16 protein-coding genes and 1 tRNA gene are annotated in these 18,198 nt (G+C 64.3%); 11 read left to right on the forward strand and 6 right to left on the reverse strand.

Annotated elements, in window-relative coordinates:
* Positions 1–2,304: an arginine/lysine/ornithine decarboxylase gene (locus V9L21_RS12975; RefSeq protein WP_337312419.1), complete on the reverse strand. Its 2,304-nt coding sequence runs from the start codon at positions 2,302–2,304 to the stop codon at positions 1–3.
* A gap of 108 nt (positions 2,305–2,412) precedes the next feature.
* Between V9L21_RS12975 and V9L21_RS12980 the strand changes: the two genes are divergently transcribed.
* From V9L21_RS12980 to V9L21_RS13000, 5 genes are all read left to right on the forward strand, one after another.
* A complete protein-coding gene (locus tag V9L21_RS12980; RefSeq protein ID WP_258506498.1) occupies positions 2,413–2,838 on the forward strand; it encodes an NfeD family protein in 426 nt (141 codons plus the stop codon).
* Between the two features lie 26 nt (positions 2,839–2,864).
* Complete coding sequence (locus V9L21_RS12985; RefSeq protein WP_126745910.1) at positions 2,865–3,794, forward strand: SPFH domain-containing protein; 930 nt, start codon at positions 2,865–2,867, stop codon at positions 3,792–3,794.
* 24 nt (positions 3,795–3,818) lie between these two features.
* Positions 3,819–3,909 (forward strand) — tRNA-Ser (locus V9L21_RS12990).
* A gap of 30 nt (positions 3,910–3,939) precedes the next feature.
* Positions 3,940–4,452, forward strand: a complete 513-nt coding sequence (locus V9L21_RS12995; RefSeq protein WP_337312422.1) for a hypothetical protein — start codon at positions 3,940–3,942, stop codon at positions 4,450–4,452.
* 108 nt (positions 4,453–4,560) lie between these two features.
* Positions 4,561–4,953 carry a response regulator gene (locus V9L21_RS13000; RefSeq protein ID WP_337312424.1) on the forward strand — a complete coding sequence of 131 codons (393 nt, stop codon included), beginning with the start codon at positions 4,561–4,563 and terminating at the stop codon, positions 4,951–4,953.
* An 86-nt stretch (positions 4,954–5,039) separates the two neighbouring features.
* Here the strand turns inward: V9L21_RS13000 and V9L21_RS13005 are convergent, their stop codons facing one another.
* The 4 genes from V9L21_RS13005 to V9L21_RS13020 form a co-directional block, all read right to left on the reverse strand.
* Complete coding sequence (locus V9L21_RS13005; protein WP_337312426.1) at positions 5,040–6,245, reverse strand: branched-chain amino acid ABC transporter substrate-binding protein; 1,206 nt, start codon at positions 6,243–6,245, stop codon at positions 5,040–5,042.
* A gap of 133 nt (positions 6,246–6,378) precedes the next feature.
* On the reverse strand, positions 6,379–6,792 hold the full coding sequence (locus tag V9L21_RS13010; RefSeq protein WP_337312429.1) for a hypothetical protein: 414 nt from the start codon (positions 6,790–6,792) through the stop codon (positions 6,379–6,381).
* Complete coding sequence (locus V9L21_RS13015; protein ID WP_157613997.1) at positions 6,792–7,235, reverse strand: DNA polymerase III subunit chi; 444 nt, start codon at positions 7,233–7,235, stop codon at positions 6,792–6,794. Before V9L21_RS13015 ends, V9L21_RS13010 begins: the two co-directional genes overlap by 1 nt.
* On the reverse strand, positions 7,232–8,764 hold the full coding sequence (locus tag V9L21_RS13020) for a leucyl aminopeptidase (protein ID WP_337312431.1): 1,533 nt from the start codon (positions 8,762–8,764) through the stop codon (positions 7,232–7,234). The genes V9L21_RS13015 and V9L21_RS13020 overlap by 4 nt, the downstream gene beginning before the upstream one ends.
* Before the next feature lie 21 nt (positions 8,765–8,785).
* Between V9L21_RS13020 and lptF the strand changes: the two genes are divergently transcribed.
* The 6 genes from lptF (at position 8,786) to V9L21_RS13050 (ending at position 13,932) form a co-directional block, all read left to right on the forward strand.
* Entirely contained in the window at positions 8,786–9,928 is a 1,143-nt protein-coding gene (gene lptF / locus V9L21_RS13025; RefSeq protein WP_337312433.1) for an LPS export ABC transporter permease LptF, read from the forward strand.
* Complete coding sequence (gene lptG, locus V9L21_RS13030; protein ID WP_258506511.1) at positions 9,925–11,034, forward strand: LPS export ABC transporter permease LptG; 1,110 nt, start codon at positions 9,925–9,927, stop codon at positions 11,032–11,034. Before lptF ends, lptG begins: the two co-directional genes overlap by 4 nt.
* 17 nt (positions 11,035–11,051) lie before the next feature.
* Positions 11,052–11,426, forward strand: a complete 375-nt coding sequence (locus V9L21_RS13035; protein ID WP_337312435.1) for a sirohydrochlorin chelatase — start codon at positions 11,052–11,054, stop codon at positions 11,424–11,426.
* Positions 11,427–11,489: 63 nt separating this feature from the next.
* Entirely contained in the window at positions 11,490–12,431 is a 942-nt protein-coding gene (locus V9L21_RS13040) for a CysB family HTH-type transcriptional regulator (RefSeq protein ID WP_126745944.1), read from the forward strand.
* Between the two features lie 31 nt (positions 12,432–12,462).
* Complete coding sequence (locus tag V9L21_RS13045; protein ID WP_337312437.1) at positions 12,463–13,638, forward strand: pyridoxal phosphate-dependent aminotransferase; 1,176 nt, start codon at positions 12,463–12,465, stop codon at positions 13,636–13,638.
* A gap of 135 nt (positions 13,639–13,773) precedes the next feature.
* Positions 13,774–13,932 (forward strand): DUF3309 family protein, encoded by a 159-nt coding sequence (locus tag V9L21_RS13050; RefSeq protein WP_157614004.1) that lies wholly within the window; start codon positions 13,774–13,776, stop codon positions 13,930–13,932.
* Positions 13,933–14,001: 69 nt separating this feature from the next.
* Here V9L21_RS13050 and hrpA read toward each other — a convergent pair whose 3' ends face one another.
* Positions 14,002–17,961 carry an ATP-dependent RNA helicase HrpA gene (hrpA, locus tag V9L21_RS13055; RefSeq protein ID WP_443304797.1) on the reverse strand — a complete coding sequence of 1,320 codons (3,960 nt, stop codon included), beginning with the start codon at positions 17,959–17,961 and terminating at the stop codon, positions 14,002–14,004.
* Positions 17,962–18,198 lie beyond the last annotated feature (237 nt).

An 18,198-nucleotide genomic window follows, 5' to 3' on the forward strand; every position in this document is an offset into this window, starting at 1 on the left:
TTATTTCTTCGACGCGGCCACGCAGTCCGCGTAGTAGCGCTTCTTGCCGGTTTCGTCGATGCGCGCCACCAAGCCGTGGATGTCGGTCTCGAAGCCCGGGCACTGCAAGTTGAACTCGCGTGAGAACTTGAGGTAGTCAACGATCTTCTTGTTGAACACTTCGCCCGGGATGAGCAGCGGAATGCCCGGCGGGTACGGCGTGATCAGGCTGGTGGTGATGCGGCCTTCGAGCTCGTCGATTTCCACGCGCTCGGTCTTGCGGTGCGCAATGTGGGCAAAAGCGTCGCTGGGCTTCATGGCCGGCGTCAGGTCGCTCAGGTACATCTCAGTCGTGAGGCGCGCCACGTCGTAGCGCGCGTACAGCTGGTGGATGTGCTGGCACAGGTCGCGCAGGCCCAGGCGCTCGTAGCCGGGATGCTGCTGGCAGAACTCGGGCAGGATGCGCCACATCGGCTGATTGCGCGCGTAGTCGTCCTTGAACTGCTGCAGCGCCGTGAGCAGCGTGTTCCAGCGGCCCTTGGTGATGCCGATGGTGAACATGATGAAGAAGCTGTAGAGCCCGGTCTTTTCCACGATCACGCCGTGCTCGGCGAGGAACTTGGTCACCACGCTCGCGGGAATGCCCGTCTCGGCAAAGTTGCCCTCGAGGTCCAGGCCGGGCGTCACGATGGTCGACTTGATCGGGTCGAGCATGTTGAAGCCGTCGGCCAGTTCGCCAAAGCCATGCCAGTTGCGCGGCGACTTCTTGCTCTTGCTCGGCTTGCTGTTCTTCTCGCCCGTCATGATCCAGTCTTCGGCGCGGCCGATGCCTTCGTCGACGAGCTTTTCGGGGCCCCAGACCTTGAACCACCATTCGTCCTTGCCGAACTCCTCCTCCACCTTGCGCATGGCGCGGCGGAAATCGAGCGCCTCGAGAATGCTTTCTTCCACCAGCGCGGTGCCGCCGGGCGGCTCCATCATGGCGGCGGCCACGTCGCAGCTCGCGATGATTGCGTATTGGGGGCTGGTCGACGAGTGCATCAGGTAAGCCTCGTTGAACAGGTCGCGGTCGAGCGCGCGGTTCTGCGAGTCTTGCACCAGCACATGGCTGGCCTGGCTGATACCTGCCAGCAGCTTGTGCGTCGACTGCGTGGCAAACACCAGCGATTCCTTCGGACGCACGCGGCGCTTGCCCATGGCGTGATAGGCGCCATAGAACGGGTGGAAAGCCGCATGCGGCAGCCACGCCTCGTCGAAGTGCAGCGTGTCGACGTAGCCGTCGAGCATGCCCTTGATGGTCTCGGTGTTGTAGATCACGCCGTCGTAGGTCGACTGGGTGAGCGTCATCACGCGCGGCTTGACCTTGTCCGGGTCCACGTCGGCCAGCAGCGGGTTGGCCTTGATCTTGGCCTTGATCGCGCTCTGCTCGAACTCGCTCTTCGGAATGGGGCCGATGATGCCGAAGTGGTTGCGCGTGGGCTTCATGAACACCGGAATCGCGCCGGTCATGATGATCGCGTGCAGGATCGACTTGTGGCAGTTGCGGTCGACCACCACCACGTCGTCCGGCGCCACCGTGTGGTGCCACACCATCTTGTTGCTGGTGCTGGTGCCGTTGGTCACGAAGAAGCAATGGTCGGCGTTGAAGATGCGCGCCGCATTGCGCTCGCTGGCCGCCACCGGGCCGGTATGGTCGAGCAGCTGACCGAGTTCTTCCACCGCGTTGCAGACGTCGGCGCGCAGCATGTTCTCGCCGAAGAACTGGTGGAACATCTGCCCCACCGGGCTCTTCAGGAACGCCACGCCGCCCGAGTGGCCCGGGCAGTGCCACGAGTACGAGCCATCTTCCGCGTAGTCGATCAGCGCCTTGAAGAACGGCGGCTGCACGCCTTCAAGGTAGCTCTTGGCCTCGCGGATGATGTGGCGCGCCACGAACTCCGGCGTGTCCTCGAACATGTGGATGAAGCCGTGCAGCTCGCGCAAGATGTCGTTCGGAATATGGCGCGAAGTCTTGGTTTCGCCGTAAATATAGATCGGCACATCGGCGTTCTTGCGCCGCACCTCGCCGATGAAGCTGCGCAGGCTGAGCACGGCCGGGTCCAGGTCGGGACCCACGGTGAATTCCTCGTCGTCGATCGACAGGATGAACGCGCTGGCACGGCTTTGCTGCTGGGCGAACTGGCTCAGGTCACCATAGCTCGTGACGCCCAGCACCTCGAAGCCCTCGCTTTCGAAGGCCTGCGCAAGCGCGCGAATACCGAGGCCCGAGGTGTTTTCGGAGCGGAAGTCCTCGTCGATGATGACGATGGGGAAGCGAAATTTCATGAGCAGGGCTCCGGACAGGCAATGAGGCGCGAAGTGTACGGAATTCGGATGAAGGATTGCGTGAGCTTTTGACTCAGAATGTCGAGCGTCCATCAAAGAGGAGAAGACATGGCGAATTCCACCATCTGGTGGCTGATAGCGGGGGCCGCGATCGTGCTCGAATTGCTCTCGGGTACGGTCTACTTGTTGCTGCTGGCCACCGGCTTTGCAGCCGCAGCCATTGCCGCGCACCTGGGCATGGGCACGGTCACGCAGCTGGTCGTGGCGGCCGTGGTCGGCGTGGGTGCGGTGCTGGTCTGGTACGCCGTGCAGCGCAGGCGGCCGGCGGCCCCGCCCACCGAGGCGAATCGCGACGTCAACATGGACATCGGCGAAATCATCCACGTGGAGGCATGGAGCCCCGAGGGCACGGCCACCGTGCGCTATCGTGGCGCCCAGTGGACGGTGGTCCAGCGCGCGGGCCGCGTCCCGTCGGCCGGAGAGCACCGCGTGGTCGAAGTCATCGGCAGCCGCCTCGTGGTCGAAAAGACCTAAACACAGAATTCAAGAGGAGAAACATCATGGAATTTTCGGTTCCCATCATCATCCTGGTCATTGCGATCATCTTCATCAGCCAGTCGGTCAAGTTCGTGCCGCAGCAGAACGCATGGGTGCGCGAGCGCCTGGGCAAGTACCACGGCACCATGACGCCTGGCCCCAACTTCCTGATCCCGTTCATCGACCGGGTCGCCTACAAGCACAGCCTGAAGGAAATTCCGCTCGACGTGCCCAGCCAGATCTGCATCACGCGGGACAACACCCAGCTGCAGGTAGACGGCATCCTGTACTTCCAGGTGACCGACCCGATGCGCGCAAGCTACGGCTCGTCCAACTACATCGTGGCCGTGACGCAGCTGGCACAAACGTCGCTGCGCAGCGTGATCGGCAAGCTCGAGCTGGACAAGACCTTCGAGGAGCGCGACGTCATCAATGCGCAAGTGGTTGCCGCCATCGACGAGGCGGCGCTCAACTGGGGCGTGAAGGTGCTGCGCTACGAAATCAAGGACCTGACCCCGCCCAAGGAAATTCTGCTGGCCATGCAGGCGCAGATCACCGCCGAGCGCGGCAAGCGCGCGCTCATCGCGGCTTCCGAAGGCCGCCGTCAGGAGCAGATCAACATCGCCACGGGCGAACGCGAGGCTTTCATTGCCCGCTCCGAGGGCGAAAAGCAGGCCCAGATCAACAACGCCCAGGGCGAGGCGGCCGCCATCACGGCGGTGGCCACCGCCACTGCCGACGCCATCGAGCGCGTGGCAGCAGCCATTCGCCAGCCGGGCGGCGAACAGGCCGTGCAGCTCAAGGTGGCCGAGCGCGCCGTCGATGCCTACGGCAAGGTAGCTGCGGATTCCAAGACCACGCTGATCGTGCCGAGCAACATGAGCGAAACGGCAGCACTCATCGCGTCGGCCATGCGCATGGTTCAGGCCGGCAAACCGCAAAATCCGGCCTGAGCGACTGCTACAATCGTGGGCTCAGGAGCGGTGGATGAGCGGTTTAAGTCGCACGCCTGGAAAGCGTGTGAGGGTTAATAGCCCTCCGCGGGTTCGAATCCCGCCTGCTCCGCCAGAGATTGATTGTTCGTAACCGTTCACGAACATGCAGCAAGAGAAGAAAGCCCGAGTTGCCCCTAAGGCACCTTGGGCTTTTTTGTGGGCGCCGTTGTACTCCAGCAACGCGCCGGGCGCCGCCAACCGAGGTCGTCTGGCGGTACCATCCAAAGGTCTTACTTTTCACGCCTGCAAAGGAGCCCGGATGGCCGGACAGCAACAAAACTCATCGCGTGGCGACACGTCACTCGAACAGACATTGGAGAAGACCGAAGCGGTTGCCGCCGATGTGCAGCGGGCATCGGACAACCTCGCGGTCGTGAACACGGTTCTCGAGCAGGGGCTGCCCGAAGAGGTACAGGTGGGCGACGTGGCCCAGGCGATCGAGCACACCAGCCAGTTGGAGGAAAAGCTGGCCAAGTCGGCGGAAACGCTGGCCGAGGTCAACGCCGCCTTGAGCGAAGAAATCGAAAAGCGGCTCGAAGCCACTGCCGAGCGCGACGAAAGCCAGGCACAGGCAGAGGAACTCAAGGCAAGAATCCGGACCGGCGCTGCGGACTGACCGTCTTTTCGGCCCGCCCCGGCCGAATGGATTGCGCCTTATCCCTTCTCCTACGCTGCGAACTCATCCGGCACGCTACGCTATTGGTTCTCAAAGCGAAACCCCGGCATGGCCCTCATCACGTTCCTCGTCGAGGACAACAAGACCATCAGAGACAACCTGGTTCCGGCCCTCGAGGACCTTGTCAATGGACAGGTCGTCGGGTTTGCTGAAACCGAGTCGGCCGCGCTCGCCTGGCTTGCCGCCCATCCCCACGACTGGCAGCTTCTCATCATCGACCTGTTCCTGAAGGAAGGCTCCGGCCTTGGCGTGCTCTCGGGCTGCAAGACCCGCGGACCCGGCCAACGCGTGGTGGTGCTGAGCAACTACGTCACGGCCGACATTCGCGCCCGCTGCGAGGCCTTGGGCGCCGATGCGGTCTTCGACAAATCACGCGATCTCGACGCCTTCATCGAATACTGCAACACCGACCGGCCCTCGGGCCACGCCGCCCTCTCCTGATTACCGTCGGAAGGGGCAGGCAATAAAAAAGGGCCCGAAGGCCCTTTTTCTTTTTTGCGCATTGCTGCGCTATGCGGTGAAGCCGATCAGCGCACCACGGCGATTTGCGTACGCACGCCACCCTTGTAGGTGAAGAGGGTCAGCGCGCCGTTCTTGATGTCGCCCTTTTCGTCGAAGGCGATCGGGCCGGTCACACCCTTGTATTGCACCTTGCCGACTTCCGGCAGGTACTTTTCAGGGTCGGCGGAACCGGCCTTGACCATGGCTTCGGCCAGCACGTTGACCGCGTCGTACACGTACGGTGCATAGATCTGCACGTCCACGCCGTTCTTGGTCTTGAACTTGGCCTTGAAGTCTTCCAGCGGCTGCTTGAAGTCGCCGTCGACACCGCCGGCTTCAGCGCAAACCACCATCTCTTCGCCGATGGCGTCACCAGCCAGCTTCGGCAGTTCGCTGGTGCACAGGCCGTCGCCGCCCATGAACTTGACGTTCAGGCCGAGCTGCTTGACCTGCTTGAGCATCGGGCCGCCCACGGCGTCCATGCCGCCGAAGAACAGCACGTCGGGCTTGGTAGCCTTGAGCTTGGTCAGGATGGCGTTGAAGTCGGTCGACTTGTCGGTCGTGAATTCGTGGCCGACGATGGTCGCGCCGGCAGCCTTGGCGGCCTTTTCGAATTCTTCGGCAACGCCTTGGCCGTAGGCCGTGCGGTCGTCGATCACGGCAATGTTCTTGCCCTTGAGCGTTTCGACAGCGTACTTGCCCAGCGTGCCGCCGAGTTGCGTGTCGTCGGCCACCACGCGGAACGTGGTCTTGAAGCCTTGGCGCGTGTACTTGGGGTTGGTTGCCGACGGCGAAACCTGCGGAATGCCGGCGTCGCTGTAGAGCTTCGATGCGGGAATGGTGGTGCCCGAATTCAGGTGGCCCACGATACCGTTGACCTTGCTGTCGACCAGCTTCTGGGCCACTGCCGTGCCTTGCTTCGGATCGCCGGCGTCGTCTTCTGCCAGCAGTTCGAACTTGGCAACCTTGTCGCCGATCTTGAGGCCCTTGGCATTGAGGTCTTCGATGGCCATCTTGGCGCCGAACTCGTTGTCCTTGCCAAGGTGGGCAATGGCACCGCTGGTGGGGCCGACGTGGCCGATCTTGACGATCAGTGCGTCTGCCGGAGGCGCTGCAGGTGCCGGAGCCGCTGCCGTGGGCGCCGGTGCGGCGGGTGCAGCGGCTTCTTCTTTCTTGCCGCAAGCCACGAGCGTGAGAGCAGCCAGTGCGACCGCAGTCCATTTCAATTGCATGAGAACCTCCAGAACATTGATAAAAAACTAAAAACCGGTCGTGTGATCCGGGCGCGCAGACCTCGCAAGTTTCGCGCCGCGGACCAGCGGCACCCTCACGCCTACCGACCTGCGGCGCAGTTTAGCTGAAGCTTTATGCTCCGGAAGCTGGCGTAGACCCTGTGTTTTCCGAGAGCTCGGCGGCCATTGCCTCGATGACCAAAGCACGCAAAACGGCCTCGATTTCTTCACGCAGCCGAGGCAGCATCGAATCGAGTTGCTGTTGAACCGCGGCCGACACCGTGTCGCTCAACCGCTCTTCCAAAGACAGGTCCACGCGCTGCAGCACCCGATGCAAAAGCTGCTCTTCGAGGCGCACTATTTCGGCGTCGGACCGCTGCTCGGCCGGGGGCAGCGCCACGGCCTCGGCCGGGTCGACCGGCGGTGCCGGCGTGCTGGCAGGAGAAGGCGGCTTGCCGGTCTCGGCGGCCACGGGCTCGGCCGGGAGATCGAGCACGGTGGTCAAGGTAGGAACGAACCGGGGCGGTGTACGCAGCGTGCTGGCCATCAGGAAGCGCTCCTCGCAAAATCGTGCGGCTGGATGGTGTAGCCCCGGTCGGCATAGTGGCGCCACCGCGATCTGCCGATCTGCCGGTCTGTGGCCTCGTCGCTCACGATGTCGATCAGGCGCTCGAAGCGCTCGAAGCCCGCCGGAACCTCAGGCCCCAGGTTCACGAGCATCTCGCGGTGCGGAAGCGAGGCAACATCCGCACCTTCGGCCGAAAGAATGACCGGCGAACGGGCCACCATGTGCGCCTGTGCATCGCCGCGGCAATGCGCGATGAAATCGGACGGCGAGAGTTGCCAGAGCGCGGCATCCACGGCCTCCAGCACCTGCGCCTCGCCCACCACCACCACGCGCAGCCCGCGCGCGCTCACGGCCTTTCGAACCAGCCGGCAGGCGTAGTTGACCTTGTCCGGCGTATTGAAATGAAAGCCGATTTCCGTCACTGTGCGGACCGGGCCTTTCGCGCGGCGGGGCCGGCGTTCTTGCGCGCGGCCTTCGGCGCGGGCGCCTTGCCCGCACCGCTGCGCGCGCATTCCATCAGATAAGACACCAGCAGGCCCACCGGGCGGCCGGTCGATCCCTTGGCCGCCCCGCTCTTCCAGGCCGTGCCCGCGATGTCCAGGTGCGCCCAGGCGAAATCGCCGGCGAAGCGCTGCAGGAACTTGGCGGCCGTGATGGCACCGCCGGCACGGCCCGCCACATTGGCCACATCGGCAAAGTTGCTCTTGAGGCCGTCGGCGTATTCGTCGTCCAGCGGCAGGCGCCAGCAACGGTCTTGCGATTCTTCTCCTGCCGCCTGGAGCGCGGCGGCCAAGGTTTCGTCGGCCGTGAAGAGGCCGCTGCGCACGCCGCCCAGCGCCACGACGCACGCCCCGGTAAGGGTGGCGATATCGATCACGGCGGCCGGATCGAAGCGCTTGGCGTACGTCAGTGCGTCGCACAAGATAAGGCGCCCTTCCGCATCGGTGTTCAGCACCTCGATGGTCTGCCCGCTCATGCTGGTGACCACGTCGCCGGGCTTGATGGCCCGGCCGTCGTTCATGTTCTCGCACGAGGGCACCAGGCCCACCACGTTGATGGCAGGCTGGATTTCGCCCAGCGCGCGGAAGGTGCCGAGCACGCTGGCCGCACCGCACATGTCGAACTTCATCTCGTCCATTTCGGCCGCCGGCTTGAGCGAGACGCCGCCGGTGTCGAAGGTGATGCCCTTGCCGACCAGCACCACGGGCGCTTGGTCCTTCGGGCCGCCCTGGTAGCGCAGCACGATGAAGCGCAGCGGCTCGGCCGAGCCTTGCGCCACGGCCGCGAACGAGCCCATGCCGAGCTTCTGCACTTCCTTGGGGCCCAGCACCTCGCATTTGATGCGGGGCAGCTTGGCCAGGCCTTGGGCCGCGTCAGCCAGCAAGGTAGGAGTGCAATAGTTGCCGGGGCGGTTGCCCCATTCCTTGGCAAATTCGATGCCGGACACCGTGGCCCGGGCTTCGTCGAAGGCCTTGCTCACAGCCGCGGCATCGCTCACACCCACCGTGAGGTTGCGGATGGAGCGCCCGCCGTCGCCGTTCGAAGCCTTCGATTTGCTCGTGGTGTAGACGTAGCTGGCGTCGGCCGCCGCGGCAACGGTGCAGGCCACCGCCGCGCCGTCGGCTTCATGCGCAAACACGATCACCACCCGCTTGGGCGCATGGGCCTTGGCCGCATTGACCGCCGCAATGACGCCGCTGCGCACCGACGCGGGCTTGCCATCGCCAATGGCGGCGAGCACCACGCGCGACGCCACCACCTCGTCCGGATGGTAGAGCGCGAGCAGCTTGCCGGCCTTGTCGGGCAGGTCGCCGGCCTTGCGCGCACTGGCAATCAGGGCAGAAAGCGGGTCCTTGGCGGTGATGGGGGTGCTGCCGACGAGCACGATCAGAACGTCGGATTTTTCGGCCGCGGCGCGGGCGACGGTGAGGGTCTTGAGCTGAAAGTCCATAATCCTTTTTTTCCTCGAACGATGTTATTCCATTCTTCCCTACGCAAGGAGCTGTCGCGCAGCTTCGGAGCGACCCTCGTGGTCCTGGTCACCATCGTGATGACCATGATGCTCATCCGCACGCTCGGGCTCGCCTCCAAGGGCAGCGTGAACCCGTCCGAAGTGTTCCTCGTGATGGCCTACACGGTGCTCGGCTACATGCCGACCATCCTGAGCCTGAGCCTGTTCATCGCCATTGTCGGCACCTTGTCGCGCATGTACCGCGACAGCGAAATGGTGATCTGGTTCTCCAGCGGGCGCGGCCTGGTCGACTTCGTGCAGCCGCTGTTTCGCTTTGCCTGGCCGGTGCTCGCGTTGATTGCCATCATGGCCCTGCTGGGCTGGCCCTGGGCCAACTCGCAGACCATCGGCATGCGCGCGCAGTACGAAAGGCGCAGCGACATCGAGCGCGTCACGCCCGGCGAATTCCGTGAATCGGCCGGGCGCATCCGTGTCTTCTTCATCGACAAGGACACGCCCGACGGCGCCACGGCGACCAACGTGTTCATCTGGGCCATCGAACGGGGGCTGCAGATCACCACATCGGCGCGCAGCGGCCGCATCGAGAACGTGGGCGAGCACCGCTACCTGATGCTGAGCAACGGGCAACGGGTCGAACGCCCGCTGCTGCCCACGGCAACCTCGGGCCTCAAGATCAGCGAATTCGAGACCTACGGCACCCGCGCCGGCGGCAACGACTCGTTTACCACCGACTCCACGCCGGCCCGCGCCAAGCCTACGCTCCAGCTCCTGCGGGAGCCCGGCGACACCAACCGAGGCGAACTCGCCTGGCGCATCGGCATGCTGCTGGCCGCCATCAACTTCGTGCTGCTCGCGCTGACCGTCTCCAGCGTGAACCCGCGCGTGGGGCGCAGCGGCAACCTGCTGTTTGCGCTGTTCGCCTTCGTCGTCTACTACAACATGCTCAACCTCGGCCAGAGCTGGATCAGCTCCGGCCGCTACGGCATGGGCTCCTTCATGCTGCTGCTTCACGGCGGCGTGCTGCTGATCGGCGTGATATGGCTGGTTTTGCGCAATAACAACTGGGGCAGACGGCGCAGGACGGAACGCGTCATTGCCGGCGGCCTGTCGTCCCAGCCCAACAAGATCGACCCGACCACGTGAAAACCATCCGACGCCTGATCTACGTCGAGGCACTGAAGGCCGTGGCCTTCGTGACGCTCGGCTTCCTGAGCCTGTTCTTCTTCTTCGACTTCGTCGATGAGCTGCAATCCATCGGCAAGCCCGAAAGCCTGGCCTACGGCCCGGCGCAGGCACTGGTCTACGTGACCTTGCTCATTCCGAGCCACCTTTATGAGCTGCTCCCCATCACGGTACTGATCGGCTGCATCTTCGTGATGGCGCGGCTGGCACAAAGCTCCGAATACACCATTCTTCGCACCAGCGGCCTCGGCCCCTGGCGCGCGCTGCGCACCCTGCTCCTGCTGGGCGTGGGTTTTGTTTTTCTGACCTTTGCCATCGGCGACTACATCGCGCCGGCGTCCGAGCGCACGGGCCAGCTGCTCAAGTCGCGCTACCAGGGCACCTTCTCGCTGGTCGGCAACACGGGCGCGTGGCTCAAGGAAAAGCGCGACAACGTGTCGTACGCCGTCAACGTGCTCTCCATTTCGCGCGACGGCTCCCTTCGGAATGCGCGCATCTTCGAGTTCGACGAGAAGGGCTATGTGCGCAAGCAGCTGCTCGCAACTTCCGCGCGCATCCTCGACGACCGCTGGGTCTTGTCGGATGTCGAGCTGCAGGACTACGACACGCGCAGCGACGCCAACAAGGCGCACATCCTGACCAGCCGGGTGCCAGAGATCGAGTGGCCGACCACCCTCACGGCCGAAATGGTGTCGGTCGCCCTTTTGCGGCCCGACCGCATGAGCACCATCGACCTGTTCGACTACATCAGCCACCTCGAAGCCAACGGGCAGACCGCCCAGCGCTACGAGATCCAGTTCTGGCGCAAGGTCTTCTATCCGCTCTCGTGCCTGGTGATGGTGGTGCTCGCCCTGCCTTTCGCTTACCTGCATTTCCGCCAGACCGGCATCACCACCTATGTGTTCGGCGGCGTGATGATCGGCATCAGCTTTTTCCTGCTGAACAACGTGTTCGGCTATCTCGGCAACCTGAGCAACTGGTCACCATGGCTGACCGCCGCGGCACCGGGGCTCATTTATTCCGTCATGTCGCTTGCCGCATTCAGTTGGCTGGTTCTTCGAAGATAGAAGCGGAGAAGCGGGACATGACGACGGTGAACGCGAGAGGCATCATTCTCTTGGCCCATGGCTCGCGCGACGAGCGCTGGCGCGAGCCCATCGAGGCCGTGGCCGCGCGCGTCACGGCGCTCGACCCGCAAGCTCGGGTGGTTTGCGCCTACATGGAGCTGGCCACACCCGACCTGCGTACGGCTTCGGCAGCCCTGATTGCGAGCGGCGCGCGGTCGCTCAGGGTTGTTCCGCTGTTCCTGGGCATGGGCAAGCACGCCCGTGAAGACCTGCCGCTGCAGCTCGAGGCTCTCCGCGGCACCTGGCCCAACGTGGAGTTCCAACTCGCCAACATCGTGGGCGAAGAGCCCGAACTGGTCGAACTGCTGGCCAGAATCGCAACCAAATCTTGAAGTCCCAGGTATTTCGATAGACTCCGAAGGCATAATGAATTCCGCAATAAGACGGAATTTGATATGAATCTGCACCAATTCAAGTTTGTTCAGGAGGCCGTGCGGCGCAACCTGAACCTCACGGAGGCGGCCAAGGCGCTCCACACCTCGCAGCCCGGGGTGTCGAAAGCCATCATCGAGCTAGAAGAAGAACTCGGCGTCGAAATCTTCGCCCGTCACGGCAAGCGCCTCAAGCGGGTCACCGAGCCCGGCCAGCACGTCATTGCCAGCATCGAACTGATCATGCGGGAAGTTGGCAACCTCAAACGCATCGGCGAGCAGTTCAGCGCGCAAGACAGCGGCACCCTCTCCATTGCCACCACCCACACCCAGGCGCGCTACGTGCTGCCGGTGCCGGTAGCCAAGCTTCGCGAGGCTTACCCCAAGGTGAACGTGAGCCTGCACCAGGGCTCGCCTGACCAGGTGGCGCGCATGGTGATCGACGAAATCGCCGAGGTGGGCATTGCGACCGAATCGCTCGCGGACTACACCGAGCTCGTAACCCTGCCCTGCTACGAATGGCAGCACGTGCTGGTGCTCCCCAAAGACCATCCGCTGGCCGCCAAGGAGCGCATCTCGCTCGAAGACCTGGCGCACGAGCCCATCATTACCTACCACCCGTCGTTCACCGGCCGCACGCGTATCGACCACGCCTTTGCGCAGAAGAAACTCACGCCGCGCATCGCGCTCGAAGCCATCGATTCCGACGTGATCAAGACCTATGTGCGGCTTGGCCTGGGCGTTGGCATCGTGGCCGAGATGGCGGTGCGCGACGAGTCGAACGCCGACCTCGTGGTGCGCCCAATGGGCCATGTGTTTGGCCAGAACATTGCCCGCGTGGCGTTCAAGCGCAGCGCCTACCTTCGCAACTTCGTCTTCAAGTTTGCCGAGCTGCTGTCCGACCGGCTCGACCGCAACCTGATTGCCAAGGCCCTGAGCGGCCACCAGCAAGACTACGATCTTTGATATTCAGCAGCCCCAGCTTCCGACCACGACCATGAGCACTGTTCTTTCCGCCCCACGCACGCCGGAGATCACCACCAAGCTGCCCGCCGTCGGCACCACCATCTTCACCGTGATGTCCGCGCTGGCAACCGAGAAGAACGCGGTCAACCTCGGCCAGGGCTTCCCCGACTTCAACTGCGACCCGAAGCTGCTCGAAGACGTGACGGCCGCCATGGCTGCAGGCCACAACCAGTACCCACCGATGCCTGGCATTCCGGCGCTGCGCGAAGCCATTGCCGGCAAGATCGCCGCGCTCTACGGCCACAGCTACAACGCGGCCACCGAGATCACGGTAACCGCGGGCGCCACGCAGGCGATCATCACGGCCATTCTTGCCGTGGTGCGCGCGGGCGACGAAGTGGTTGTTCTGGAGCCCTGCTACGACAGCTACGTGCCCAACATCGAACTCGCAGGCGGCAGCGTGGTGCGCGTTCCGCTCACGCCAGGCACCTTCCGGCCCGACTTCGACAAGATTGCCGCGGCGCTCTCGCCGCGCACGCGCGCCATCATCGTCAACACGCCGCACAACCCGAGCGCCACCATCTGGACCGCGGCCGAAATGCGCAAGCTCGAAGAGCTGCTCGCGCCGACCGACGTGTTCGTGATTGCCGACGAGGTGTACGAGCACATGATCTACGACGGTGCGCAGCACGAAAGCGTGGCACGCTTCCCGGGCCTTGCGGCGCGCAGCTTCATCGTGAGCAGCTTCGGCAAGACCTATCACGTCACCGGCTGGAAGGTCGGCTACGTGGCAGCGCCGGCGCCGCTCATGGCGGAATTCCGCAAGGTGCACCAGTTCAACGTGTTCACGGTGAACACACCCATGCAGCATGCGCTCGCGCAGTACATGGCCGACCCGAAGCCCTACCTCGAGCTTCCGGCCTTCTACCAGCACAAGCGCGACCTTTTTGCCGCTGGGCTCGCCGAGAAGACCCGCTTCAAGCTGCTGCGCAGCGAAGGCAGCTATTTCCAGTGCGTCGACATCTCGGCGGTCAGCGACCTGTCCGAAGCCGACTTCTGCCTTTGGCTCACCGGCGAGATCGGCGTGGCGGCCATTCCGCTGTCGGCGTTCTACGGTAACGGCTTCGACCAGCGCGTGGTCCGTTTCTGCTTCGCCAAGAAGGACGAGACGCTGATCTCCGCGCTCGACCGTCTCGCCCGCCTTTGAGTGCGCAGAGGCGGCTCCCAGGCCGACGCCGACGGTAGGACAGTCCTGACCGCCGAAGGAGCGGCTTTCCGGCGTGTGTTGCGCCCCGGGACACCGAGCATCGATGCTCGTAACAACAACGTCCAGGAGAAAAGCATGTCCCTCTCGTTCATTCTGCTGATCATTCTGATCTTGCTGCTGATCGGCGCGCTGCCGAGCTGGGGTTACAGCCGGAGTTGGGGCTACGGGCCAAGCGGTGGCTTGGGCCTTGTCCTGGTGATCGTGATCATCCTGGTGCTCATGGGACGCATATAGCGCTCCCGCGTATTTCTCGCACCTGAAAGAAGCCCGCGCAAGCGGGCTTCTTTTTTGCCGCCCTACCGCTCAGGCCTGCAGCTGGGCCCAGGCCTTGTCCAGCCGCTTGATGCTCACTGGCTGCGGCGTGCGCAGTTCCTGTGCGAAAAAGCTCACTCGAAGCTCTTCGAGCAACCAGCGGAATTCGAGCATGCGATCGTCCACCACGCCCTTGCGCTCCGCCACCAGCCGCCAGTAGCGCTGCTCCTGCGGGCGCAGTTCGGCCAGCTTGGCAGCATCGCGCGCCGGGTCGGCACGCAGCTTGTCGAGCCGCAGCACGATCGCCTTGAGGTACCGCGCGAAATGCTGCAGCTGTGTCCACGGCGCATCGGCAATGAACCGCTTGCCCACCAGGCGCTGCAACTGCTGCGCGGCGTCCTGCACGGCCTCCGGTTGGATCTTGGTGTCCTTGATCTTGCGCGCGGCAGCCGCGTATTCGACCAGGATGGTCGATGCCAGCCGCGCCACCTCGTTCGCAATCAGCGTGAGCCGGCCCCGGCCCTCTTCGAGCCGCCGCTTGAAGGCAAACTCGTCGGTGGGCAGCGGCTCCTGCAGAAACGCGCGGTCGATCGCCACATCGATGATCTGCGTGCGCAGCTCTTCCGATGTGCCGAGCGGCATGTAAGCCACCGCCATCTTCTGCAGATCGGGGATGTTCTTCTCGAGGTACTTGAGCGCGTCTTTCAGCTGCAGCGCAAACAGCCTGCGCAGGCCGGCGCGGTGCTTTGCGGCGGCCACGGCGGGTTCGTCGAACACTTCGATGGTGACGGCGTCACCCTCGTCGCGCAGCGCCGGAAATCCGATGAGCGACTGCGATCCGCGGCGCACTTCCATCAGTTCGGGCAACTCGCCGAAGCTCCAGCTCGTGTAGCGCTGGCCCGCGGGCAAGCTCGGCGCGGTCGGTGCCGGCGCGGCGGCGTTGCCCTTGGCTTGCGCGCGCCCATCGCTGCCGTCCCCCGGCTTTCGCTCCGCGGAGGCCTTGACGTTGAGGCCCGCCAGCGCCTGGAAGGCGCCGCGAGCCTGCGCACCCAGTTCGGCCTTGAGTGCGCCCAGGTTGCGTCCCATGCCAAGCTGTCGCCCGTGCTCATCCACGATGCGCAGGTTCATGAACAGGTGCGGCGGCAGCATGTCGAGCTTGAAGTCGGCGCGCTTCACGTCGATGCTCGTGGCATCGCGCACGCGCTTGAGCAGCACGTCGGTCAGCGAGCCGTGGCCGAACACTTCGGGCGCCGAAAGTTCTTCCGCCAGCTTTGCCGCCGAATCGGGCAGCGGCACCAACCTGGAGCGCGGACGCTGCGGCAGGCTCTTGAGCAGCGCCTGGATCTTGTCCTTGAGCATGCCTGTCACCAGCCATTCGCAGCGCTCTTCGCTCACCTGGTTGAGCACGAAAAGCGGCACGCTCACCGTGAGGCCGTCCTTCGCGTCGCCCGGCTCGTGCAGATAGCTGGCGGCGCAATCGACGCCGCCGAGCCGCAGCGTGGGGGGAAACGACTGCGTGGTGATGCCTGCCGCCTGGTGGCGCATCAGCTCTTCGCGCGTCAGGTACAGCAGGCGCGGCTGCTCCTTCGAGGCATGGCGGTACCAGTTCTCGAAGGTGATGCCGCTCGCCACGTCGGCGGGCAGTTGCGCGTCGTAGAAGGCGAAGATCAGCTCTTCATCGACCAGCACGTCTTGCCGGCGCGCCTTGTGCTCGAGGCCCTCGACCTCGCGAACCAGCTTGCGGTTGGCCGCCAGGAATGGAAACTTGCTTTCCCACTGCCCGCCGACCAGCGCCTCGCGAATGAAGATCTCGCGCGCCGCCACAGGGTCAACCTTGGTGAAATCGACGCGGCGCCCGCTGTAGACCACCAACCCATAGAGCGTTGCGCGCTCGAGCGCCGAAACCTGTGCGCCCTTCTTCTCCCAGTGCGGATCGAGCAGCTGCTTCTTCAGCAGATGGCCGGCCACCTGTTCGAGCCACTGCGGCTCGATGTTGGCAATGCCTCGGCCGAAGAGCCGGGTGGTCTCGACCAGTTCGGCCGCAACGATCCAGCGGCCGGGCTTTTTCTTCAGGTGCGCGCCCGGATGGCGGTAGAACTTGATGCCGCGGGCACCAAGATATGCCTCGTCGTCCTCGAGCTTCCAGCCCACGTTGCCCAGCAGGCCCGCGAGCATCGACAGGTGCAGCGGTTCGTAGCCCGCGGGCTCCGCGTTGATGCGCCACTTGTGCTCGGTGACCACCGTGAGCAGCTGCGAGTGGATGTCGCGCCATTCGCGCACGCGGCGGATGTTGATGAAGTTCTGGCGCAGCAGCTGCTCGTACTGGCGGTTGCTCAGCTTGTGCGTATCGCCATGTCCGCCGCGCGCATCGGCGATCCATTTCCACAACCGCAGGTAGCCGCTGAACTCGCTCTTCTCGTCGTCGAATTTCGAATGCGCCTGGTCGGCCTGCTGCTGCGCATCCATCGGGCGGTCGCGCACGTCCTGCACGCTGAGGGCCGATGCGATGACCAGCACCTCTTCTAACGCGCCACGCGTGCGCGCCTCCAGGATCATCCGTCCTACGCGCGGATCGAGCGGCAGCTTGGCCAGCTCGGCGCCCGTGGCCGTGAGCTCGTTGGCATCGTCGACCGCGCCCAGTTCATTCAGCAGCTGATAGCCGTCGGCAATCGCACGCGGCGAAGGTGCTTCGAGAAACGGAAAACGCGCCACGTCGCCCAGGCGCAGCGACTTCATGCGCAAGATGACGCCGGCGAGCGAAGAACGCAGGATCTCGGGATCGGTAAAGCGCGGCCGGCCTTCGAAATCTTTTTCGTCGTACAGCCGGATGCAGATGCCGTTCGCCACGCGGCCACAACGACCCGCGCGCTGGTTGGCCGCGGCCTGGCTGATCGGCTCCACCAGCAATTGCTCGACCTTGCTGCGGAAGCTGTAGCGCTTGACGCGCGCCGTGCCGGTGTCGATCACGTAGCGGATGCCAGGCACGGTAAGCGAGGTTTCGGCCACGTTGGTGGCGAGCACAATGCGCCGCCCCGTGTGGCCGTCGAAGATGCGGTCCTGCTCGGGGCCCGAAAGCCGAGCGAACAGCGGCAGCACCTCGGCATTGCGCAGCAGCGGCTGGTGGCTCAAGTGCCGGCGCAGGTGGTCGGCCGCCTCCCGGATCTCACGCTCGCCGGGCAGAAAGACCAGGATGTCGCCCGCGTTGTGCGGATCGCGCCAGAGCTCGTCGACGCCATCGGCAATGGCGTCGTTCAGGTCATGCTCGCGCGACTCCTCGAACGGCCGATAACGCTGCTCGACTGGGAAAGTACGGCCCGACACGTAGATGATCGGCGCAGGTCCCTTGCCTGACGCAAAGTGCTGCGCAAAGCGATCGGCGTCGATGGTGGCCGAGGTCACGATCACCTTCAGGTCGGGCCGGCGCGGAAGAATCTCGCGCAAGTAACCAAGCAGAAAGTCGATGTTCAGCGAGCGCTCGTGCGCCTCATCGATGATCAACGTGTCGTAGGCTTTCAGCAGCGGATCGGTCTGCGTCTCGGCCAGCAAGATGCCGTCCGTCATGAGCTTGACCGAGGCGTCGCGGCTCAGCCGGTCCTGAAAGCGCACCTTGAAACCGACCACGTCGCCCAGCGGCGTTTTCAGCTCTTCGGCAATGCGCTTGGCCACCGAGCTCGCTGCGATGCGGCGCGGCTGCGTGTGGCCGATGAGCCGGCCCTTGCCCGGCGGCGCATTGAGCTTGCCGCGGCCGAGCGCCAGCGCGATCTTCGGAAGCTGGGTGGTCTTGCCCGAGCCCGTTTCGCCGCAGACGATCACCACCTGGTGCGCCTCGATGGCGGCCATGATTTCATCGCGCCGGCCGGAGACCGGGAGCGATTCGGGAAAGTCGATGCGCAAGGGAGCGGAAGGTGTCGTGGTCGTCAAGGGAAAAGCTGTTCGCGAGGCGCGCCGGGCAAACCGTCGATTATCGGCGCGCACCGCCGCTGTTGCACGGCTTCCACAATGCGCGGCCATTGCGCAACATGCAAAAGTAAATAGTCTTTACTCCATCGCGGCTCGCCGCTACGATCGCGCCCATGACCTCCTTCCTCGTACCCCCCACTTTGCGCAGCCGCCGCGCAAGCCATGCCTCGGTGCATGGCGGGGTCGAGCTGCCGCGTCCGGCCTGAAGAAGAAGCCCGCGCGTCCGTTGTACCGGACGCCCTGCGCGCTTCCACGGCCGAAGCGCAGCAACCGACCCCTTTCACAGCG

This window comes from Variovorax sp. CCNWLW235 (assembly GCF_037204085.1).
Lineage (GTDB): Bacteria > Pseudomonadota > Gammaproteobacteria > Burkholderiales > Burkholderiaceae_C > Variovorax.